Origin of the sequence: Bacillus sp. FSL H8-0492, assembly GCF_038006145.1 — a bacterium.
GTDB classification, from domain to species: Bacteria; Bacillota; Bacilli; order Bacillales; family Bacillaceae_G; genus Bacillus_A; species Bacillus_A mycoides.
Window position 1 is genome coordinate 3,941,090 of the sequence record NZ_JBBOUP010000001.1, and the last position, 21,982, is coordinate 3,963,071.

The 21,982-nt window shown below is 37.1% G+C and carries 25 protein-coding genes and 2 other annotated features; of the genes, 10 read left to right on the forward strand and 15 right to left on the reverse strand.

The window, feature by feature from the left end; genetic code table 11:
• Window positions 1–8: 8 nt before the first annotated feature.
• The 10 genes from MHH66_RS20235 to trpE all read right to left on the reverse strand — a co-directional run bounded on the left by MHH66_RS20235 (window position 9) and on the right by trpE (window position 9,255).
• Window positions 9–692 (reverse strand): DUF2278 family protein, encoded by a 684-nt coding sequence (locus MHH66_RS20235; RefSeq protein WP_078184111.1) that lies wholly within the window; start codon window positions 690–692, stop codon window positions 9–11.
• 142 nt (window positions 693–834) lie between these two features.
• Complete coding sequence (locus tag MHH66_RS20240) at window positions 835–2,334, reverse strand: L-lactate permease (protein ID WP_078184110.1); 1,500 nt, start codon at window positions 2,332–2,334, stop codon at window positions 835–837.
• Window positions 2,335–2,461: 127 nt separating this feature from the next.
• Window positions 2,462–2,812, reverse strand: coding sequence for a DUF4029 domain-containing protein (locus tag MHH66_RS20245; RefSeq protein ID WP_078184109.1), 351 nt, complete (start codon window positions 2,810–2,812; stop codon window positions 2,462–2,464).
• 74 nt (window positions 2,813–2,886) lie between these two features.
• The gene (gene trpA, locus MHH66_RS20250) at window positions 2,887–3,663 is read right to left on the reverse strand and encodes a tryptophan synthase subunit alpha (RefSeq protein WP_016094533.1); all 777 of its coding nucleotides are present in this window, start codon (window positions 3,661–3,663) and stop codon (window positions 2,887–2,889) included.
• 3 nt (window positions 3,664–3,666) lie between these two features.
• Entirely contained in the window at window positions 3,667–4,860 is a 1,194-nt protein-coding gene (trpB, locus tag MHH66_RS20255; protein ID WP_002086917.1) for a tryptophan synthase subunit beta, read from the reverse strand.
• Window positions 4,857–5,471: a phosphoribosylanthranilate isomerase gene (locus MHH66_RS20260; RefSeq protein ID WP_078184108.1), complete on the reverse strand. Its 615-nt coding sequence runs from the start codon at window positions 5,469–5,471 to the stop codon at window positions 4,857–4,859. The genes trpB and MHH66_RS20260 overlap by 4 nt, the downstream gene beginning before the upstream one ends.
• The gene (gene trpC, locus MHH66_RS20265; protein ID WP_002125998.1) at window positions 5,468–6,229 is read right to left on the reverse strand and encodes an indole-3-glycerol phosphate synthase TrpC; all 762 of its coding nucleotides are present in this window, start codon (window positions 6,227–6,229) and stop codon (window positions 5,468–5,470) included. The genes MHH66_RS20260 and trpC overlap by 4 nt, the downstream gene beginning before the upstream one ends.
• A 1-nt stretch (window position 6,230) precedes the next feature.
• A complete protein-coding gene (trpD, locus tag MHH66_RS20270) occupies window positions 6,231–7,256 on the reverse strand; it encodes an anthranilate phosphoribosyltransferase (protein ID WP_078184107.1) in 1,026 nt (341 codons plus the stop codon).
• Window positions 7,253–7,840 (reverse strand): aminodeoxychorismate/anthranilate synthase component II, encoded by a 588-nt coding sequence (locus tag MHH66_RS20275; RefSeq protein WP_063217387.1) that lies wholly within the window; start codon window positions 7,838–7,840, stop codon window positions 7,253–7,255. The genes trpD and MHH66_RS20275 overlap by 4 nt, the downstream gene beginning before the upstream one ends.
• Window positions 7,837–9,255, reverse strand: a complete 1,419-nt coding sequence (trpE, locus tag MHH66_RS20280; RefSeq protein ID WP_063217386.1) for an anthranilate synthase component I — start codon at window positions 9,253–9,255, stop codon at window positions 7,837–7,839. The genes MHH66_RS20275 and trpE overlap by 4 nt, the downstream gene beginning before the upstream one ends.
• A 51-nt stretch (window positions 9,256–9,306) precedes the next feature.
• Window positions 9,307–9,551 (reverse strand) — a binding site (T-box leader).
• Window positions 9,552–9,593: 42 nt separating this feature from the next.
• Window positions 9,594–9,832 (reverse strand) — a binding site (T-box leader).
• Between the two features lie 308 nt (window positions 9,833–10,140).
• Between trpE and putP the strand changes: the two genes are divergently transcribed.
• Both putP and MHH66_RS20290 read left to right on the forward strand, forming a co-directional pair.
• On the forward strand, window positions 10,141–11,619 hold the full coding sequence (gene putP, locus MHH66_RS20285) for a sodium/proline symporter PutP (protein ID WP_078184106.1): 1,479 nt from the start codon (window positions 10,141–10,143) through the stop codon (window positions 11,617–11,619).
• 163 nt (window positions 11,620–11,782) lie between these two features.
• Window positions 11,783–12,181, forward strand: coding sequence for an Ig-like domain-containing protein (locus MHH66_RS20290; protein ID WP_078184105.1), 399 nt, complete (start codon window positions 11,783–11,785; stop codon window positions 12,179–12,181).
• Between the two features lie 24 nt (window positions 12,182–12,205).
• Here MHH66_RS20290 and MHH66_RS20295 read toward each other — a convergent pair whose 3' ends face one another.
• Window positions 12,206–12,601 carry a PH domain-containing protein gene (locus MHH66_RS20295; RefSeq protein ID WP_078184104.1) on the reverse strand — a complete coding sequence of 132 codons (396 nt, stop codon included), beginning with the start codon at window positions 12,599–12,601 and terminating at the stop codon, window positions 12,206–12,208.
• An 87-nt stretch (window positions 12,602–12,688) separates the two neighbouring features.
• On the opposite strand from MHH66_RS20295, the gene MHH66_RS20300 reads away from it, so the two are divergent.
• A complete protein-coding gene (locus MHH66_RS20300; protein ID WP_078184103.1) occupies window positions 12,689–13,360 on the forward strand; it encodes a DUF4386 domain-containing protein in 672 nt (223 codons plus the stop codon).
• Here MHH66_RS20300 and MHH66_RS20305 read toward each other — a convergent pair.
• Both MHH66_RS20305 and MHH66_RS20310 read right to left on the reverse strand, forming a co-directional pair.
• On the reverse strand, window positions 13,350–13,925 hold the full coding sequence (locus tag MHH66_RS20305) for a Crp/Fnr family transcriptional regulator (RefSeq protein WP_061674952.1): 576 nt from the start codon (window positions 13,923–13,925) through the stop codon (window positions 13,350–13,352). The two genes, MHH66_RS20300 and MHH66_RS20305, sit on opposite strands and share 11 nt — an antisense overlap.
• A 180-nt stretch (window positions 13,926–14,105) precedes the next feature.
• Window positions 14,106–15,017: a DMT family transporter gene (locus MHH66_RS20310; protein WP_002030492.1), complete on the reverse strand. Its 912-nt coding sequence runs from the start codon at window positions 15,015–15,017 to the stop codon at window positions 14,106–14,108.
• Window positions 15,018–15,220: 203 nt separating this feature from the next.
• Here MHH66_RS20310 and MHH66_RS20315 point away from each other — a divergent pair, with 203 nt between their 5' ends.
• The 6 genes from MHH66_RS20315 to exsF all read left to right on the forward strand — a co-directional run bounded on the left by MHH66_RS20315 (window position 15,221) and on the right by exsF (window position 20,561).
• Entirely contained in the window at window positions 15,221–15,952 is a 732-nt protein-coding gene (locus MHH66_RS20315; RefSeq protein ID WP_002030493.1) for an alpha/beta hydrolase, read from the forward strand.
• A 90-nt stretch (window positions 15,953–16,042) separates the two neighbouring features.
• Window positions 16,043–16,561, forward strand: coding sequence for a YjcG family protein (locus MHH66_RS20320; protein ID WP_002011397.1), 519 nt, complete (start codon window positions 16,043–16,045; stop codon window positions 16,559–16,561).
• Window position 16,562: 1 nt separating this feature from the next.
• Window positions 16,563–16,985 carry a GNAT family N-acetyltransferase gene (locus tag MHH66_RS20325; RefSeq protein WP_002064289.1) on the forward strand — a complete coding sequence of 141 codons (423 nt, stop codon included), beginning with the start codon at window positions 16,563–16,565 and terminating at the stop codon, window positions 16,983–16,985.
• A gap of 223 nt (window positions 16,986–17,208) precedes the next feature.
• Entirely contained in the window at window positions 17,209–19,275 is a 2,067-nt protein-coding gene (locus MHH66_RS20330; protein ID WP_078184102.1) for an ATP-dependent helicase, read from the forward strand.
• A gap of 144 nt (window positions 19,276–19,419) precedes the next feature.
• Window positions 19,420–19,890, forward strand: a complete 471-nt coding sequence (gene cotY, locus MHH66_RS20335; protein WP_078184101.1) for a spore coat protein CotY — start codon at window positions 19,420–19,422, stop codon at window positions 19,888–19,890.
• Between the two features lie 167 nt (window positions 19,891–20,057).
• Window positions 20,058–20,561, forward strand: coding sequence for an exosporium protein ExsF (exsF, locus tag MHH66_RS20340; protein ID WP_078184100.1), 504 nt, complete (start codon window positions 20,058–20,060; stop codon window positions 20,559–20,561).
• Between the two features lie 76 nt (window positions 20,562–20,637).
• Here exsF and MHH66_RS20345 read toward each other — a convergent pair whose 3' ends face one another.
• Together MHH66_RS20345 and MHH66_RS20350 are read right to left on the reverse strand one after the other, a co-directional pair.
• Window positions 20,638–20,823, reverse strand: coding sequence for a hypothetical protein (locus tag MHH66_RS20345; protein ID WP_044438098.1), 186 nt, complete (start codon window positions 20,821–20,823; stop codon window positions 20,638–20,640).
• A 164-nt stretch (window positions 20,824–20,987) separates the two neighbouring features.
• Window positions 20,988–21,347 (reverse strand): DUF1360 domain-containing protein, encoded by a 360-nt coding sequence (locus MHH66_RS20350; RefSeq protein ID WP_000899658.1) that lies wholly within the window; start codon window positions 21,345–21,347, stop codon window positions 20,988–20,990.
• Window positions 21,348–21,471: 124 nt separating this feature from the next.
• Between MHH66_RS20350 and exsY the strand changes: the two genes are divergently transcribed.
• Window positions 21,472–21,936 carry an exosporium assembly protein ExsY gene (exsY, locus tag MHH66_RS20355; protein ID WP_002166137.1) on the forward strand — a complete coding sequence of 155 codons (465 nt, stop codon included), beginning with the start codon at window positions 21,472–21,474 and terminating at the stop codon, window positions 21,934–21,936.
• Window positions 21,937–21,982 lie beyond the last annotated feature (46 nt).

Genomic DNA, 21,982 nt, shown 5'->3' on the forward strand with positions numbered 1-21,982 from the left:
TCTTCTTATTAATTATTCCTCTTATAATCACAATGCTCAACCGGAACACGAGCATGCCCTTCTTCATCCGTACACCATGATTGCGACTGAAAAGCAAGGAAAATACCTACCCACTCTTCTTTCTTTTCAAAATGAATGAGCAAACCACCATCTTGCCATATACCATCATCACCTTGCCATTTCTCTACATTCCCTTGATTCATATGAATATCATGTATACCGTTTCCAGGTGTAAAATGAAAATACGAATCCGGAACCTCTTCTTCTGGTCCCCACCTTTCACCAAACGCATAAATAATTGCTTTCTCATCTATTGCTCTTTTTATATAATGTTCTATTTTCTCATTTAAATCATTATCAAATCCCGTTTTTTCAGCTGGCAAAGGAATCATTTGCTTTGAGTCAAATAAATTACCTCTTACATAATCTAAAGCTATTTTCGGCTTATTGTTTTTCACTTCTGTAAACCCAAACGGTAATGTTGGTAAAATTTGAATAGCTTCTGATCGAATATTGTTACTTGCAAAATATAAAACTTCCGAAGGATAACTTTGCGACTTTACGTTAATTGCAATACGATAATCTACTCCTGCTTCGCCTTGTAAATGAACTTGATAATGAGGTGTTTTCCCTTTTCCAATCTTAGATTGTACAACTGTACCTTTTAATACACCGTAGCTTTTCAAGGGCATACCTTTCATCTCCTATTCATTTAGTAGAAACTTTTCATACTTAAGGCATTATCCATATAAAAAGAAAATCCTCCTAAATATAAGAGGATTTTTCACTTTTCCCCGCATTAACGGGCAGTAAGACTCCCCACTAATTAAAGTCTCACTTTATCAATATATACCAAAAAATCACCTCTACCACTACAAGCAACACCGCACCAAAAATCATTAACGTCGTCTTCTTTAATAGTTCGTTTTCACGATAAGGGATATTACATAAATAAGCACCAAGTGTAATGCGTGATGGGCAAGCGATTGTCGCTACTGATGATGCGGTGTTTTGAAGTGTTGTGACGTATTGCCACGGGAGCGCTACGTTTTGCGCTGTTTGCATTTGGAGTTTAATAAACATCGCATTTGATCCTGCGTTACTACCTGTTAAAAAGCCGCCAATTGCGCCTATGAACGGAGCAACGAAAACGAAAAACGTACCAAATGTTTCACCAGCTGTTTTTGCGAGTAATGAATGCATACCAGATGCCCCCATTAGCTCTGAAATCGCGATAAACATTGTCGTTGTAATAGCGAAAGGAATCCATTGTTTTATCGTTTGCGAGAGTGATTGTTTAATAATATTAGATGGAATGCGGAAGAAAATAATTGTAAATAAACAAGTCATGGCGAGCCAAAACCCTGGTGAATATAGTAGCTCTAGTTTGTAAGAATATGATTTTAAATCGAGAACTGCATATGACCTGAGCAGATCATGTAATGCTGGAACGAGGCGAGAAAGTAAAATACAAACCGTTAAAAAGATATAAGGACTAATAATTTTTATAATGGATACTTCTCTCTCTGCAGTCGCCGCATGCTCTGTTAAAAGATTTTGCTCATCTTTTCCTTTTAATTTAATGATTAAAAAACCAAATGTAATGGTAACGATAGAACTTAATATCCCTGCTAGTTCAACACTTACGTATGCGTTAGAAAGATAGATTCCGAGAGAAAATAATAGAAAGAATCCTACTCCTTCCTTCCACTTTTCTATAACTGCCTGCCAGCCACCGACAACGTATAAAGAAAGGATGATAAAGTATGCGAAAATCGGGATGCTTAATAATGCTGTATTTGTACCAAGAGTTGTGAGCGGCATGTTAATAAGCTGAGAACCGATAATCGTACCCGTTGCCATCGCGCCCCATGAACTTGCAAGTAAACCTATAAACGAGAGCAGTACAGCTTGAAATGGTTTATAGCCTAACGAAAGAAAGATTGGCGCTGCGACCATAAAACCAATACCGAATCCACTTACCGATTCAATGAGTGGACAAATACCAAAACACATAAGAAGCATTTGCAATAATCGATCGCGCGTGACTTGTTCTAGAAATCGTGCTACTTGATCGATGTATCCCATTTTGTTCATGAGGTGAAATAAAAAAATACCGAAAAATAAAACGTATCCGACAATAAAACAAATTAACCACCCTTTAATTGTTGCGTGTACAGTTTCACTTATCCCTAATTGAAACGTTGGCGAGAGTAAAACGATTCCGACAGAAACGGCATAAGAGATTAATGAGGCTCTTAATGACGTTTGTTTAAACAAAAACAAACAAATAAAAATCATCATAATCGGGATAAGTGCCAACAATATGGCCATGCTATCATCTCTTTTCGTAAAAATTGCAATTTTTAACTATTATATAACAGATGTTATGATTTTCAATTATTTTTATAACAGATTTAAAAAAGGAGCCGCTTGGCTCCTTTTTTGAATAACTAATATTTTATCTTTTATCCTGAAAAACCGTCTGCTGTCCAATCATTTTTTCTAGTACAACAAACACAATATAAGCACATATTACTTGCAATACAATATTCCCAAGTTTTATTAATTCAAATGAATGGATCCATTGGAATAATTCACTTAATAATACAATCGAAACGATACTAAATAGTTCTATACTAACCGAAAATATACATACTTCTAAAATAGATTGCTCTTGTATTCGATTTAATTGGGAAAAGATGAATAAATATCCTAGAAATAGAGCCAATAATTCTATTTTTGTCATGCTAATGAGCCAAGCGTATAATGGTACAGTTAAAAGAAGATATAATAGTTTACGTCTTAGCATGCCTTCTCACCCTCTAAGTTATAAGTATTTTCTGTATATTTTAGCATTTATTACACAAAAGAAACAGAAGAGACTTAAGCCTCTTCTGTTTCTTTTACTGCATGTATTAACTCACAAATTTCTTCTCGCTTTTCATTTTCTAACAGCTCAATGACTTTACTTCCAACGACAACACCGTCACATATTGTAATCATTTCTTCAATTTGCTCTCGTGTTGAAATACCGAATCCTGCGACTACTGGTAAGTGGACATGTGCTTTTACTTTTTCTAAGTAACTATGAATCTCATCTTTAAAGTTTTGACGTACTCCCGTTACGCCCGCTACTGTAACGGCGTAGACGAATCCTTGTGATTCACTCGTGATTTTTTCGATTCGTTCAATAGGGCTCGTTACGGTAACGAGTGGAATTAAAGCGATATTCGCCACGCGAAGGAGCGGTGCAATAATGTCTTGTTCTTCATACGGTAAGTCTGGAACGATAATACCGTCCACCCCTGCTTCAAGACAGCTCTCAATGAAACGTTCCTTTCCGAATGCGAGTACTGGATTTAAATATGTCATAAGTACAAATGGAATTTGAACTTCTTGCCTCACCTCTATTAATGCTTGAAAAATACCTTTCAATGTTACACCGCTATCTAATGCTCTTTTTCCTGCCCTTTGAATAGTTGGACCGTCTGCGACTGGATCTGAAAATGGGATACCAATTTCAACGATGCTTGCTCCTGCTTCATCAAGAAAACGAATTCTTTCTTTTAACTTTTCAAGTCCACCATCTCCGCCCATTACATACGGAATAAATGCTTTCTTGCCATTTTCAAACGCTGCTATAATTTTTTCTACTCCCATTTTTTACACCTCTTCCATATAACGTTTTATACTCTCTACATCTTTATCACCGCGGCCGGATAAACAAATGACAAGTCCTTCGTCTTTCTTCATTTGCGGCGCTAGTTTTAAAGCGTATGCAACAGCATGTGAACTTTCTAATGCCGGGATAATCCCTTCTTTTTTCGTTAATAATTGAAATGCTTCTAACGCTTCTTCATCTGTAATGGAATGATAAGAAACGCGGCCAATATCTTTTAGCAAGCTATGTTCTGGCCCAACACCTGGGTAATCCAGCCCTGCCGAAATAGAGTGCGCTTCTTGAATTTGCCCTTCTTCATTTTGCAGAAGGTACATCATCGATCCGTGTAAAACACCGACACTTCCTTTCGTTAAAGTGGCTGCGTGCTTTTCTGTGTGAACACCTTTTCCAGCTGCTTCAACACCGTAAAGAGCAACTTCTTCATCGTGTACGAACGGATAAAACATTCCCATTGCATTACTACCACCGCCAATACAAGCAACGACTGCTTCTGGTAATTTCCCTTCTAACGCTTCGTATTGCTTTTTCGTTTCTTTCCCAATTACACTTTGGAAATCACGAACAATTTGCGGGAATGGATGTGGCCCGAGAACTGATCCCATAATGTAGTGCGTATCGTGTACATGTGAAACCCAGTAACGAAGCGCCTCGTTCACCGCATCTTTTAACGTGCCGCTACCTGCCGCAACGCTTTCTACTTTTGCTCCGAGTAATTCCATTCGAAACACGTTTAATTTTTGTCGTCTCACATCTTCTTCTCCCATGAAGATGACGCATTCTAAACCGAAAAGTGCACATACAGTAGCTGTTGCAACTCCGTGTTGTCCTGCTCCTGTTTCAGCGACAACTTTCTTCTTACCCATTCTTACCGCAAGAAGTGCCTGACCGATTGTATTGTTAATTTTATGAGCTCCCGTATGGTTCAAATCTTCACGTTTCAAATAGATTTTTGCTCCGCCGCAATACTTCGTCATATTTTCAGCGAAATAAAGCGGTGTTTCTCTTCCAACATACGTTTGTAAATAATGATCTAATTCCTTTTGAAACGCTTCATCTTGCATCGCTTCTTTATATGCTTCTTCTAATTCTAATACGGATTGCATTAACGTTTCTGGAACGTATCGTCCTCCGTATATACCGTAATGACCTTTTTCATCTGGATATGCGTAGTTCATTTTGAACACTCCTTCGCTTTTTTAATAAATTGTTTTATTTTCTTTAGATCTTTCTTTCCTTCTGTCTCTACTCCGCTGCTCACATCGATCATATATGGCTGAACGGTTCGAATTGCTTCTTCTATATTAAGGATGTTTAATCCGCCAGCTAATATCGTTTTCTCTCGCAACTCGTTTGGCATATGTGCGAGTAACTCCCATGAGAATGTCTTTCCGTTTCCTCCGTGGAACTTTTCTTTCGGGCTATCAAATAACAGATAATCTGTATCGTATTTTTTCGCACATTCAATATCTTTCTCTAAAGCTACGCCTACTGCTTTTATAGACGGAATATTCAATCTCCTAATTTGATGATTGTCTTCATCCCCATGTAGTTGCACATGCGTTAACCCGCACTCCTCTGCAATTTTCTGGATCACTTCTACTGATTCATTTACGAAAGCACCTACCTTGAAAACGTGGACTGGAATTTCCCCAATAATTTCTTTCGCTAGCCCTGGGGTGATTTTCCGCTTACTTTCTGCAAAAACAAATCCAATTGCATCTGCTCCGTATTCGCAAGCATGTTTTGCTGTTTCAACATCAGTGATGCCGCAAATTTTCACTTTCATATGTTCACCTTACAGTCTTCGAAAAAGTTACTTATAGAAGATGATGTCATAAGTGCTTCTCCAACTAATACACCTTTTGCACCAGCTCGTTTGACGCGAATAATATCTTCTTTTGAATGAATGCCGCTTTCACTAATCCAAAGTAGGTTTTCCTCATTCAGTCGTTTTCCGAGCTTTTCAGTTTGGCTTAAATCTACTTCAAATGTTTTCAAATTACGGTTGTTAATACCGATAACGTGCGGATTTAATCGGATTGCAATTTCTAATTCCTGTTCATCATGAACTTCAACAATCGCTTCTAATCCTTTTTCTAGCACGTAGTTATAAAGCTCGTTTAATTTCTCTTTTGACAATGCTGCAACAATTAATAAAATAAGATCTGCTCCTGCTTCATACGCTCTATCAATTTGGATTTTATCGATTATAAAATCTTTACATAAAAGCGGAATGTTACTTTCTGCTCTTGCCGTTTCTAAGTCGTGAAACGACCCTTTAAAAAATTGACCGTCTGTTAAAACCGAAACTGCTCCAGCACCGCATTCTTCATATGTTTTCACTTGTTTTGGCACATCAACGTGTAAATTAATATCACCTTTTGATGGAGACGCTCGCTTTACCTCTGCTATTACAGTAAACTGCTCTAAAGCTTTTACAAGTGAGTGTGTTTTCCTTTTTTCTTTCACTGGTGAATATGTTTCATATAACTCCGCAACTTCTACTTTCTTTTGCTCTACAATTTTGTCTAAAATCGTCCCCATTTTAATTCACCCTTTCTAATTTTTCATGGCTTGCTGCAATTAATAAGTTTAGTTTGGCTAATGCTTTTCCAGAGTCAATGCTATGTGCCGCTAGTGTAATTCCTTCTTCAATCGTTTCTGCTCTTCCATTTGCGAAAAGGGCTAGACCTGCATTTAATAAAACAGTATCGCGATAGACACTCTTTTCTCCGCTTAATACTCCGAGTGTAATCTTTGCATTTTCTTTTGAATTCCCACCTCTAATTTCTTCATTTTTCACTCTTGAAAAACCATACTTTTCTGGATCAATACTCATTTCTACTATTTCATTATCTTTTAAAACGACGACATGATTTTCTCCCTGTAATGATGCTTCATCTAAAAAGCCACTTCCGTTTACGACGAGCGCTTGTTTTCTGCCAAGTTTCTGCAATACTTCCGCTACCGGCAATAACATATCTCGCTTATAAATACCGACAAATTGTGTTTCTAAATTAACCGGATTCGTCAACGGTCCAATTAAGTTAAAGATCGTCGGAACGTTTAATTCTTTTCTTATTTTCATAATGCGTCTTAATGCTGGATGCATCGCTGGTGCGAATAAGAAGGCAATCCCTACAATTTCTAATAAGTAGTCAATTTCACCTGGCGTACAACTAATGTTTACACCGAGTTCTTCTAATAAATCAGCACTTCCTGTTTTACTAGAAACAGCGCGGTTTCCATGTTTCGCAACCTTTACACCAGCTCCGGCAAGTACAAATGCCGATGTTGTACTAATATTGAATGTTCGCGCACCGTCACCACCCGTTCCACAATTGTCCATCGCGCCTTTTATATGATTTGAAAACGGTAATGCCTTTTCGCGAAGAGCACGAACGAGACCGTATATTTCTTCTGCTGTTTCGCCTTTCGCTTTCAGCAATACTAAGAAAGCTGCAACTTCACTTTCCAATATGTTGTCACTTAATAAAAGAAGTCCCGCTTCATACATTTCTTCTTCTGTTAAATGTTGTCCCTCTACTAATTTTCGAAGATAACTGTTCATACTCTCTCCTCCTCTTTCACTTCTGCTAAAAAGGCACGTATTAACTTTCCGCCTTCTTCTGTTGCAATTGATTCTGGGTGAAACTGTAATCCGAAGAGCGGATAATAGTTGTGACGAACTGCCATGATTTCTCCGTCATCCATCGCTGTCGCAAGTATGTCAAAACACTGCGGCAAACTATTTTGCACTGCGACGAGTGAATGGTAACGCATTGCTGTTAGCGGCTGCGTTACGTACGAAAAGATTGACGTTCCGTTATGTTTCACACGCGATGTTTTTCCGTGTTTAATGCGCCCTGCTCTAACAATTTCTCCTCCAAATGCGGATATGATTGCTTGATGGCCAAGGCAAATTCCTAAGATGGGAACGTTCTTATAAAAATGACGAATAACATCGATACAAATTCCAGCATCTTCTGGTTTCCCAGGTCCTGGTGAGAGCACAATTCCTTTCGGCTTCATCTCCTCTAATTGTTCAATTGTTATTTGATCATTTCTTACGACAACAATTTCTTTCTCGTACTCGCCTAATAGTTGATACAAGTTATATGTGAACGAATCATAATTATCGATAAGTACAATCATTTCATAACCTCCAAAAGCGCTCTCGCTTTATTTAATGTTTCTTCATATTCAGCAACCGGGTCTGAATCGTAGACGATACCCGCTCCTGCCTGAACGTACGCTTTCTCGTCTTTTACAACCATCGTTCGAATTGCTAGCGCCATATCAAGATTTCCTGAGAATGAAATATATCCAACTGCTCCGGCGTATACATTTCTTTTTTCATGCTCTAACGTATTAATAATTTCCATCGCTCTAATTTTCGGAGCACCTGATACTGTACCCGCTGGTAAACAATACGCTAATGCATCAAATCCACTTATTCGTTTTCGCAATGTTCCGTAAACTTCAGATACAATGTGCATAACGTGAGAGTATTTTTCTACTTTCATATATTTATCTATCATCACAGATCCAATTTCACTTACTCTGCCAATATCATTTCGCCCTAGGTCCACAAGCATCATATGCTCCGCCCGCTCTTTCTCATTTCCTAACAGTTCTTTTTCGATTTCCTCATCTTCCTGCTCCGTTTTCCCTCTCGGTCTCGTACCCGCAATTGGGTTCGTCATCACTTTATCCTCTCTAACTGATAACAAACTTTCCGGCGAAGAACCGAGTACAACGTAATCTTGAAAGTCGATATAAAACATATATGGTGATGGATTTGCAATTCGAAGTTTCCGGTATAATGCAAATGGATCTCCAATACATTCACTTTGCAAACGCTGGGATAATACAACTTGGAAAATATCTCCGGCCCGAATGTATTCTTTCGCTGTTTCTACCATTGCACAAAATTCTTTTTCAGTTATTGAAGAAGTGAATGATAATATTGATTGTATTTCATTTACTTCCGCTTCTTCTCCCTTTAGCACTTCCTCTTTGTATACTTGCAATCTTTCGTATACTTCTTCATAAGAAGCTGAATCGTCTTCCCTGCATACATATACAAATGACAACTTTTGGCGTAAATGATCGTAAACGGTAAACTCACGATATAGTAAAAGGTGTACTTCTGGAATATTTAATGGATCGTGTAAATCTGCTCCAATGTTTTCATACTGCCGAATGACGTCATAACCAATATAACCAACTGCTCCTCCGCAAAATGGGAATGGACTCTCTACTAGCGATGGTGCGATTACCTCTTCTAACACTTGCAATACGTTACCTTGCAACTTTTCTGTTTGCCCATACATCGTTCGTTCTACTTCTATACCGACGCTTTTCACTTCTCCATATGGATTACACCCTAAGTAAGAATAGCGCCCTTTATCTGGATGAAGCTGTGAGCTTTCTAATAAAAACTTTTTCTTTCCCTTCATACGTCTATATAAAGAAATTGGCGTAATGCTATCTCCTTCTTCTTCGGCGATTACTAAAAATGTTTTTCTTTGTTCTTTTTGCTTCATAAATTCCTCTTTTGTCATCATGCCTTTCACCTCACTCTGAAAAATAAAAAAGTCCCCTACATATCGAAATATGTAGAGGACGATAAATTTACCGTGGTACCACCTCAGGTTGGACGCAAAAGCATCCCGCTTTATTCAGGTACAAAATATATACCTTATCCTTGTAACGGCGGAACCCGGGTTGCCTACTGAAAATAATTGTTCAGCATACCTCTCGTAAGCCCATTCCGTATATGGCACCGCACCGGGCTCCCACCTGTCCCCGGCTCTCTGAAACGTCTCCAATATACGTACTCTTCTTACTTAAACGATTTAACATATTTAATTTTTTGTACACAAAAAGGGAGTACTCATCCTATAGAAAGGACGGGTACTCCCGTGGTGCCACCTTAATTCGTTACGAATGTAACGCACTTTGCCGTATCAAAAAATAATACGTGTCTCTTGTATCGATGAGATCATGTCGCCAAAGCCTACTTCTTTCGTTTCGGTTTGGAAGCTCCGAAGCCCATTCCACATCAATTCCATACTGATTCGCACCAACCATCAGCTCTCTGACATGTTCATCATGTGTACTCTTCTTCATCAACGCTTGCATTTTTTTAAGTTGCACTCATTATAGACCTAACTTTTTTCACAAGTCAATACTTTTTTTAAAAAAATTATTTCTCCCTTCTTTCAATATTATATTGACAAAACAACGTGTTTTTATGTAAATATAATAAATACTCTATTAAAATTAAGGTTTTTTCGTCTGAAATTTATATATTTAAAAAGTAAAACGATGTCAAAAAACGCTTACATTTCTGAAAATTCATATTTGTATATGGATTTTTCAGAATAATCATGATAGATTATAAATATGCAAAATGCATCAAAAGACATGACAAAAGGAAGGGGAACTACATGAGTACGCAGATGTTAACTTTAACTTCTATCTCTATTTACATGCTCGGGATGTTAGTAATCGGCTATTTCGCCTACAAACGAACGTCCAACTTAACAGATTATATGCTTGGCGGGCGTACACTAGGCCCCGCAGTAACAGCATTAAGTGCTGGAGCATCTGATATGAGTGGTTGGCTTTTAATGGGATTACCCGGTGCAATGTTTAGCGTTGGATTAAGTAGTAGTTGGATTGCGATCGGCCTAACATTAGGCGCATACGCAAACTGGCTTTATGTCGCTCCTCGCTTACGTACCTACTCTGAAATTGCAAACAACTCTATTACTATTCCAGAATTTTTGGAACACCGTTTCCACGACAAATCTCACATGCTACGCTTAGTATCCGGACTTGTTATTATGATTTTCTTTACTTTTTATGTAGCTTCAGGACTAGTTTCAGGCGCTGTATTATTTGAAAATTCATTTGGTATGAACTATCATATTGGATTATTCATTGTAGCAGGCGTTGTTGTAGCTTACACATTATTTGGTGGTTTCTTAGCTGTAAGTTGGACAGACTTCGTGCAAGGAATCATTATGGTAGTTGCTCTTATTCTTGTTCCTATCGTAACAATTATGAATGCAAACGGACTTGGACCTGCATTTGATACAATTCGATCTGTAGATCCAACACGTTTAGATATTTTTAAAGGTGCCTCCACTTTAGGAATTGTTTCCTTATTCGCATGGGGCCTTGGTTATGTTGGACAACCTCATATTATCGTACGCTTTATGGCAATTTCTTCTGTAAAAGAACTTAAAAGCGCACGAAGAATTGGTATGAGCTGGATGATTTTCTCTGTTGTCGGAGCTATGTTTACTGGTCTTATCGGTATTGCCTACTATTCACAACAAGATTTGACATTATCTAACCCAGAGACAATTTTCCTTGAGCTTGGAAAAATTTTATTCCATCCACTTATTACTGGATTTTTATTAGCAGCGATTTTAGCTGCAATTATGAGTACAATCTCATCTCAGCTTCTCGTTACTTCAAGTGCTGTAACAGAAGACTTATATCATACATTCTTTAAACGTTCTGCTTCTGATAAAGAGCTTGTATTTGTCGGTCGTATGGCTGTTCTTGGTATCGCCTTAGTTGGGTGCGCATTAGCGTTTAAACAAAATGATACGATTTTAGCTCTTGTTGGATACGCTTGGGCTGGATTTGGTTCTTCATTCGGACCAGCTATTTTATTAAGCTTATATTGGAAACGTATGACGAAATGGGGCGCGCTTGCTGGTATGATTTCTGGTGCCGCTACTGTTATTATATGGACTCAGTTTGAATTTTTAACAAAATTCTTATATGAAATGATTCCTGGTTTCACAATTAGTTTACTAGCAATCGTAATTGTTAGTTTACTAACGCAACCTTCAAAAGAAGTTGAAGAGCAATTTGAGAATTTCGAAAAACAACATCGTCATAATCTATAAAGAAGAAGCTCTGCTGTTATCGTAACAGCAGAGCTTTCTTTTTACCGCATTTCGACAATACTCTTCTCGAATTTAACAATTTCTTTATGTTTCGTTAAATTTACTATAACATTCTTCCTTTATATTATTTATATCGACACCTATACAGAAAGGGGACTCCCAAATGTTAGCATCTTTACAACAAAAACATATAAGAAAATTTTCACCTATCACAAACACTTCTACTTCTCGTTTAAGCATACAACCTAATCCACCCAAAATTTCTATTGCTCCTTCTGTTATTTCAGTTATCGGGGTTCATATTGGAAAAAATAAGTTAAAAATAAAAACTGGGCAAAGTACTGAGTTATCAGCTTCCGTTTTGCCAATGCAAGCGACGAACCAAGAGCTTATTTGGACAAATATGAATTCTGATGTCATCACAATACATCCAAAAGGTGATACGGTAACGATTACTGGAAAAAGTGCAGGAAGAGCAGTCGTAATTGTCACAACTGCTGAAGGAAAATTCCGCGACTTATGTGTCGTTCACGTGCAACCTTATATGACAAATCCAAAGTAAAAGACTGGCTTCATAGCCACTCTTTTACTTTGTTTCAATGTGTGAATTTTTACTTGTAACGAGATTGATGAATTGTTCTTTATCTTTAGGAGAAATAATTTCTGTTTGATGTGATCCATAAATAATTTCAAGTCGATCAAATGATAATGCATGAGCAGCTATTGGATTTTTCGTATTTGAAATTTGTTTTATATCTCGTATAAATATGCGTTTTTTAACGAAACCTGATCTAATTGTAATTGTTTCTTCCCCAACAATATATTTTGTTGAAAACCAACTCCAAATAAATAGTATGGCTAAAGGAATTGTAAAAAATAAAAGAAAATATTCGCTCCCTGCAAATATCGGAGCAAAACAGACACCTACAACAATACAAAGAATTGGATATAACCATACATCTTTTTTTGATGGAAATTCCACTAAACTTCCTCTCCCTTGATTTAAGTCAATGAATCTCCTCCTCTTCCCTATTACAATGAAAACAACATTAGAATAGGAGGACGTATTATGACTGAGCGAAATTTCGCCTTATTTGCCGGCACTTCTCTTCTTATCATGGCATTCACTGCATTTTTTTCTTACGGTTTTGTTCACGGAAATCTCGTTGTACAAGGAGATCCGAGCACGACACTCCATAATATTCAAACTTCAAGTTCACTTTTCAAAGCAGAAATTTTCGGATGGATTATCATTTTCATTACGGATATTATCGCCTCGTGGGCTCTTTATTTCTTTCTAAAACCAATCCATACTAGCCTCTCATTACTAGCTGCCTGTCTTCGTCTTATGTATACAGCTATACTTGGTATTGCTATATTCAATTTAACATTTGTATTACTTCTTTCAAAAAACACAGTTGCTAATTCAGAAGCATATACAATGTTATTTCTAGAAGCTTTTGAATACATTTGGTCTGTAGGATTAATCATTTTCGGCTTACATCTTCTCACCTTAGGATACGTAACCTTTCAATCTAAAAACATACCGAAAACTATTAGTATATTACTGCTCATTGCTGCAATCGGCTATATCATCATTAACGTAATGAATACGATGTTTTCACAATATGATGCGATTATTTCCATTCTTAACGTTGTCTTTCAACTACCGATGATCGCAGGTGAACTAGGATTTAGTATATGGCTATTGCTTAGAGGTGAAAAAAACTCTACTGTTTGAGTCGTTTCTTAATTCTGCTTAATGATTCTGGCGTAATACCTAGATAACTTGCCAATTGATATTGAGGAACACGATCGATTAAATGAGGTCGTTTTTGTAATAATGATTTGTAGCGCTCTTCTGGTGTCGATGCAATAAATAATGTAAGTTCTTCTTGTACTTCACCAAAATTGTATTCAATCATTTGGCGCGTCATTTCTTCTAACTGTGAATATTTCTTATACATGTCCTTTTCACTATACAGATCGCCAACTACAACTAGACAATCTTCTAGGCACGTTAACGTATGTGGGGATAATTTATCTTGTTTATGATGATTGAAATTTGCGATTGCTTGTTCTTCTGTATAAAAATTTGATGTAACTTCTTTTCCAGATTCATCTATACAATGTTGCCTCACGCATCCTTTTAATACAAAATAACATTTAGACGGAACATCTCCTTGCCCTAGGAGCACTGTTCCTTTTTTATACTCTTCAATTTGTAATTCTTCTACGATCATGCGCTGCTGTTCTTCACTTAATGTTGTAAGATTTGTCATGTATTTCATTAAAATCTCTTTCATTTGGTCTCTCCTTCCCCCTCTATATTTGTATGAGAAACGTATGATGTAACTCCACTATATATTATCTTTTTTCATGCTATATGGAGGGGATTCCTCCTATTGATTTGTTTTATTTTCTGCATAGAACAAAAAAAGAGAAGTTACCAATAACTTCTCTTTTCGTATATTAGAATAGGCTCGTTATAATTCCTGTGTATAAGCCGGTTCGTTCACCACATTTTTTGCTGTTCGCTTTTGTTGCTGTAGTAAGAAAACAGATACACCAAACAATACGAGCATGCTACCGATAATTTGCATTGCGTTTAATTTTTCTCCAAGTAAGAAGAACGCTAGTATAGATGCCCCAACTGGTTCTCCTAAAATGCTCATTGAAATCGTTGTTGCATTTACGTAATTTAATAACCAATTATTAATGACGTGTGACACTGTCGGTACAATCGCAAGTAAAAGAAAAATACTCCAATCCCACTTCGTATAGCCTGTAAATGGCACTTGAAGTATAACGTTATAAATCGCTATAAATATACCAGCGAAGGCAAATACAGTGAAACTATAAATCCAATGAGATACTTTCTTTACTGTCGTTTGTCCGATAAATAAATAACCGACAACTGCAATTACACTTAAAAAGGATAATATATCCCCATAAATTGCTTGCTCACTTAGCCCTAAATCTCCCCAGCCAATACACATTACGCCTAGTATCGCAATTCCCATCGTCGCAATTGCTGAATAGGTTGTTCTTTCTTTAAATAAGAAAAAACCTCCCACTAAAGATACGATCGGTTGAAGTGCTAAAATAATCGTCGAACTAGCAACTGTCGTATGCTTTAAGGATTCAAACCATAGAAGAAAATGAAGAGCTAAAAAGAAACCAGATCCAATTAAAAATCCCCAATCTTTTATTTGAATCCTACTAAACTCTTCCCGTTTTTTCCAAACGATCGGCAGCATAATAAGTACGATAATCCATAATCGATACATACTTAAAACGGAAGATGGTGCTGAGGACATCTTTGCAAAAACAGCTGCGAATGAAATTGCTATAATGGAAATTGCTAGTGGTAGTGCGATTGATCTTTCTTGTTTCAAATCCTGTCTCCCCTCTCACCTGTAAAAAATCCCACTTCATTATATCCGTTTTCTTTCACAACTTAAATACTAATTTTTTAGATTCTTCGTACCATTATGGTAAAATAGAAATTAAGGCACCTATTAGTGATTATGTCTTTCCTTTTCACTACAAGCGTTGCTCTTACAATCATTACAGTAAATTTTTATTTAGGGGGATATACATGAATCAAACAATAGGGAGAATTGAAGAAATTTCATTTTTTAGTACATCACTTCAAGAGGAGCTTACACTTCTTGTTTATTTACCAGTAAATTACACACCTCTCCATAAGCATACGGTTGTTATTGCACAAGATGGTAGAGATTATTTTCAGCTTGGTAAAGCGCACCGTGTAATTGAGCGTCTTCGTGAAACTGAAGAAATCGACCGCACAATTATTGTCGGTATTCCATATAAAAATGTACACGATCGTAAGGAAAAATATTTCCCAAATGATGTAAAGAATGCTGCTTACATTCGTTTCCTTGCTCATGAGCTTGCTCCATATATTGATGCAAATTATCCAACATATCAAATGGGTAAAGGACGCGTTTTAATTGGAGATTCTCTCGGCGGTACAGTTTCCTTCATGACCGCACTTATGTATCCGCATACATTTGGTAAGGTCGTTATGCAATCACCATTTGTTGATGAAACAGTCATGAACTTAGCAAAAGATTTCAAAAATCCGGGGGCGCTAGATCTTTATCACGTAATTGGGACCGAAGAAACAGCTGTCAAGCGTACAGACGGACAAGTATCTGATTTCGTAGAACCGAATCGCGAGTTAAATAAACTACTTACAGATAGAAATTTCATCACGCATTATGAAGAGTTTGAAGGGAATCACACATGGAAATATTGGCAAGCAGATTTACCAAAAGCATTTTCTCATATCCTATCAATGAAATAATAGAGAGCGGTATTCAGAATAATTTGATATAATAGATAAAGAGATTTATTCTCAAAATCTAACTAGACTTGCAAAGGGAGGAATTGGAACATGAAATTAGGAATTGTAATTTTCCCATCAAAAATGATTCAAGATAAAGCGAACGGATTACGTAAACGTTATGATCCGCATTACGCATTAGTTCCGCCACATATTACATTGAAAACACCCTTTGAGACGCAAGATGAACAATTAGAATCGATTGTGAATGAGTTACATACAATCGCAAATAAAACGAACCCTTTCACCCTTCATGTTGGGAAAGTCGGTTCATTCGCACCTGTTAATAATGTTCTTTATTTTAAAGTAGAAAAAACACCTGAACTTACCTTCTTAAATGAAGAAATGCATAATGGTTTCTTTACACAAGAGCGCGAGTACTCTTTCGTACCTCATTTAACAATCGGTCAAGACTTATCAGACGCAGAGCACGCTGATGTATTAGGTCGATTACGTATGAAAGATTTCTATTATGAGCAACCAATCGATCGTTTCCACCTTCTATACCAATTAGAAAATGGAACGTGGACTGTACATGAAACATTCCACCTTGGAAAGGAGAACAACTAATTTGCACGCACAAATCGTACAAACGGACGAACAACTAAGAGATGCATTCTCTGTACGTAAGCAAGTATTTGTAAATGAGCAACGTGTTTCTGCAGAAGAAGAGTATGATGAGTTTGAAGAGATTTCAACACACGTTGTTATATATGATAATGATGTTCCAGTTGGTGCTGGTCGCTTTCGCATCGTTGATGGAATAGGAAAAATGGAGCGCATTTGCGTACTAGCTTCACATCGTAAAAAAGGCATTGGTAAAATCATTATGGATGCACTTGAAGCGTATGCGAAGGAAGAGTCTCTACCGAAATTGAAACTCCATGCTCAAACACATGCTGAATTTTTCTATAAAAAGCTAGGATACGTGACGGCTTCTGATGTGTTTATGGAAGCAAATATCCCGCACGTCGTAATGATAAAAGAATTATAAAGTGAAACTTTAATCAGTGGGGGTTTTGTTCATCCCCCACTGATTATTAGCCTTCACCAATCGGGCGTTTACGGGCACCTGAATTTTGAGGTGAGAGTTTTACTGCCCGCAAATAGCGGGGTAATTTTGTAGCAGGAGGTAGCCCCTCCTGTTTTTTACATTGCTATTTTCTTTTTCTTCCGCTAAAGTTAAATGTTGATGCTATAGTTTTGAAGGTGAATATATGACACAAGAAAAATTTTCACAAAAATCGTTAACACACGCTGGTATTCCGCAAGCGACGTATCATATTCCGAAAACATCTACCCATTTAATTATGGAAGAAGATGCAGATGCGGCGTATTTCCGCGCTTTAGAACAGCAAGGTGTTTATTTAAATGAAAAACAGTTAGAAGCAGTGCAAACGACAGAAGGACCTGTCCTTACACTAGCTGGTGCTGGAAGTGGTAAAACATCTGTTTTGACAACTCGCGTTGGTTATTTAGTTAATGTAAAACATGTTCATCCGCGAAATATTTTGCTGCTGACGTTTACACAAAAAGCAGCTGAAGAAATTCGAAGCCGTGTAGCGAATTTACCTGGTATGAATCATGCCGCAAGTAGCTATGTCGTTGCTGGTACATTCCACTCTGTCTTTTTAAAATTGCTTCGTAGTCAAGGATATAATCAGCAAATTTTAGCAAATGAAAAACATAAACAAATTATGATAAAGAAAATTTTGAAAGAATTGCGCTTAAAAGACGATTATGATGCCGAAACGATACTCGCTATGATTTCACTTGAGAAAAACAAATTGAATCGTCCGAAAGATGTAAAAGCGAAAACACCGGTTGAACAAGAGTTCAAAGAAGTATACGAACGTTTCGAAGAGGTAAAACAACGACACAATTATATCGATTTTGACGACATCTTATTAGAAATGTATTATATGTTAGAAAATAACGCTCCCCTGCTTACTCAATTACAAGAGCGTTTTCATTACATTGAAGTAGATGAGTTTCAAGATACGTCGTATGCACAATATGAAATTGTAAAATTGTTAGCCACGCCGAGAAATAATTTATTTATCGCAGGTGATGACGATCAAGCGATTTACGGCTGGCGAGGGGCAAGTCACCAAATTATTTTATCTTTTCCAAAGGAATTTGATAATACTACGATTATCGCACTTAATACGAATTATCGATCTAATCCATTTATCGTAGGACTTGGAAATGAAGTTATTAAGCTCAATCAAGAACGTTTTGATAAAGAGCTATATTCTGTTCGTAACGATGGCATGCAGCCGTTTTATGCACGACCTGCGACAACTCTTGATGAAGCAAATCAAATTTTGCAACTCATTCAGGAAAAAGTAGATAGTGGTGAACGAAATTATAAAGATTTTTGTTTATTATATCGTACACATTCTGTAAGCCGTTCTTTACTTGATCAGCTTACAATTCATAAGATTCCATTTATTAAACATGGAGCGAGCCAATCGTTCTACGAACATTCTTTAATTAGGCCCGTATTAGATCACTTACGACTCGTGCTTGAACCGTTCCGCCTCGAATCACTTTCAAATATATTACCAACAATGTATATTGGCCGTGATGAGTGCATTTCATTTATTGAACGTGAACAATGGAAATATGGTGAGGGCCGTTTCCCTTCTCTTCTTCATTTTCTATTACTAAACCCAAGCTTGAAACCTTTTCAAGTTAAAAAAGTAAATGAGCGAATCGATTTTATTAAGTTTATAAAAGAACTAGAACCGAAAAAAGCATTGAAAGAAATTATTCATGGTAAAGGAAAATATTTAGAGTACTTACAAAGTAATGATCGTTCTTCCTTTACGATGCATAAGGACATACAAGAAGAAATGTTAGAAGAATTAATGGAATCAGCAACTCGCTTTACGGATATTCCAGCTTACTTACAATTTATTAACGAGGCCATTCAAGGTCAAAAAGAAATGGAAGCATTAAAAACAATGCCGCAAAAAGATGCTGTATCGCTTATGTCAATTCATAACGCGAAAGGCCTTGAGTTTCCATGCGTCTTTTTACTCGGAGCAAGCGATGGTATATTGCCGCATACTTCTTCTTTAAAAGATGCAAATGACCGTGTGACGGAGACTTCTGAAGCATTAGAAGAAGAACGACGATTACTCTATGTCGCCATTACACGCGCAAAAGAAGAACTTTACATTTCCTCCCCGCAATTTTTCAGAGGAAAGAAACTAGATATATCTCGTTTTCTATATACTACGCAAAAAGATTTACCTGAAAAGACATCCATTAAATAATGGGTGTCTTTTTTCCATATCACGATATGTACATCCCCTCTATATAAATTCCCTGTTTCTATCCTGAGAATTAACGTAATATCAACCATATCCCGTTCATATTGTAATAGTGTATGTCAGAACTCACGATAAGGAGTGAACATAATGAGCTGCAATTGTAATGAAGATCATCATCACCATGATTGTGATTTCAACTGTGTATCTAATGTCGTTCGTTTTATACATGAACTACAAGAATGTGCAACCACAACATGTGGATCTGGTTGCGAAGTTCCATTTTTAGGAGCACATAACACTGCATCAGTAGCGAATACACGTCCTTTTATTTTATACACAAAGTCTGGAGAACCTTTTGAAGCATTTGCACCATCTTCAAGCCTTACTAGCTGTCGATCTCCAATTTTTCGTGTAGAGAGTATAGATGATGATGATTGTGCTGTATTGCGTGTATTAACTGTAGTATTAGGTGATGGTTCTCCTGTACCACCTGCTGACGATCCAATTTGTACGTTTTTAGCTGTACCAAATGCAAGACTAGTATCAACCTCCACTTGTCTTACTGTTGATTTAAGTTGCTTCTGCGCTATTCAATGCTTACGCGATGTTTCTATATAAAACTGAATACTAATTTAAGCATGGATTGGGTGGCAGATGATTCTGCCACCCAATCCATGCTTAAAAGGTATTATTATGTATTTTTTATAAAATTGGGAACTTGTCTAGAACATAGAACCTGTCCTTTTCATTAACTAAAAGTAGAAACAGATAAAGGAGTGAAAAACATGTTCTCTTCTGATTGCGAATTTACTAAGATTGATTGCGAAGCGAAACCAGCTAGTACACTACCTGCCTTCGGCTTTGCTTTCAACGCTTCTGCACCTCAGTTCGCTTCACTATTCACACCACTACTATTACCTAGCGTAAGTCCAAACCCAAATATTACTGTTCCTGTAATAAATAATACAGTAAGTGTCGGAGACGGTATTCGAATTCAAGTAGCTGGTATTTATCAAATCAGTTATACATTAACGATTAGTCTTGATAACGTTCCTACTGCACCAGAAGCTGGTCGTTTCTTCTTATCATTAGGTACACCAGCTAACATTATTCCTGGATCAGGTACAGCGGTTCGCTCTAACGTTATTGGTACCGGTGAAGTAGACGTATCCAGTGGTGTTATTCTTATTAACTTAAACCCTGGTGACTTAATTCAAATTGTACCAGTTGAACTGCTTGGAACTGTAGACATCCGTGCTGCAGCATTAACAGTTGCACAAATTAGCTAGTAAAAAGCGGTATTTCTTAATTGAAATACCGCTTTTTATTTTTACAATAAAAAACACTCACCGTAACATGAGTGTTTCATTCTTCATATTGTTTTATTGTATTCTTCTTTTTCCCACAGTTGCATCCCTTTTTTTTCACAAACCCTTGTTGCTGTAATTGCTCTTGATATGCCTGATGTTGTGCTTGTTGCTGTTGCTGTATGTTATACCACTGCTGCAGGTCATATGAATTTCGCCTTGGATTATTGCTCACAGCAAACATCTCCTCTACTGTCAATTCTGTCTATTTACTATATGAACAACTCCTTATTTCCGTTCCCGCATCCTCTTAAACTCCGCTTTTTCTAACATCATGAAGGTTTATCCCGATTGGTGAGGGCTGATAATTAGCGGGGGATGCCCCCCACTGATTAAATTTTCACTTTATTATTCTCCCATAAAATATCCTGTAATTGTTTCAATGATCGCTGCTGCGCCTGCAATGGCTAATAATGCTAGTACAGGCTCTGCAACAATAGGAATCCATTTATATAAAACTAATAAAAAAGCACTAACCCACACACCTGTACACCAATAGCAGCTTAATAATTCTCCAATCCACTTTCTTAATCCTTTCCCTTTCACCTTTGTAAAAGTCGATACACTTCCATCAGGCTCTGTAATCTCTAACTCATCAATAAACGGTCTTCGCAAAAAAGCTGTAATTTTATCATAAACAATAAGACGAGTTAATCTAAATGCAGCTAGCGCAAAAATAAAAAATAAAAGCCAGCTTGTAAATAACATAATTCCACCTTCCCTATCCTCTTTAGCCTATTTAAAAAAAAAGGTCTTAAGATTGTGACCAAATCTCCCCCACTCCAATATCTTATTAATGTAAATACAAACAAGAAGATAAGGAGTGACATTAATGAGTTGTAACGAAAATAAACACCATAGCTCTTCTCACTGCGTAGTTGACGTCGTAAAATTCATCAATGAACTACAAGATTGCTCTAGTTCAACATGTGGTTCTGGTTGTGAAATTCCATTTTTAGGAGCACACAATACTGCAGCAGTAGCAAATACACGCCCTTTTATTTTATACACAAAAACTGGTGAACCTTTTGAAGCATTTGCACCATCTTCAAGCCTTACTAGCTGCCGATCTCCAATTTTCCGTGTGGAAAGCGTAGATGATGATAGCTGTGCTGTCTTACGTGTGTTAACTGTAGTATTAGGTGACGGGTCTCCTGTACCACCTGGCGACGATCCAATTTGTACGTTTTTAGCTATACCAAATGCAAGATTAATCTCGACATCTACTTGCATTACTGTTGATTTAAGCTGCTTCTGTGCTATTCAGTGCTTACGCGACGTTTCTATAGTTAAGTAAACTAAAAAACTATTGGGGTGGTAGAAGCTTTCTACCACCTTTACAT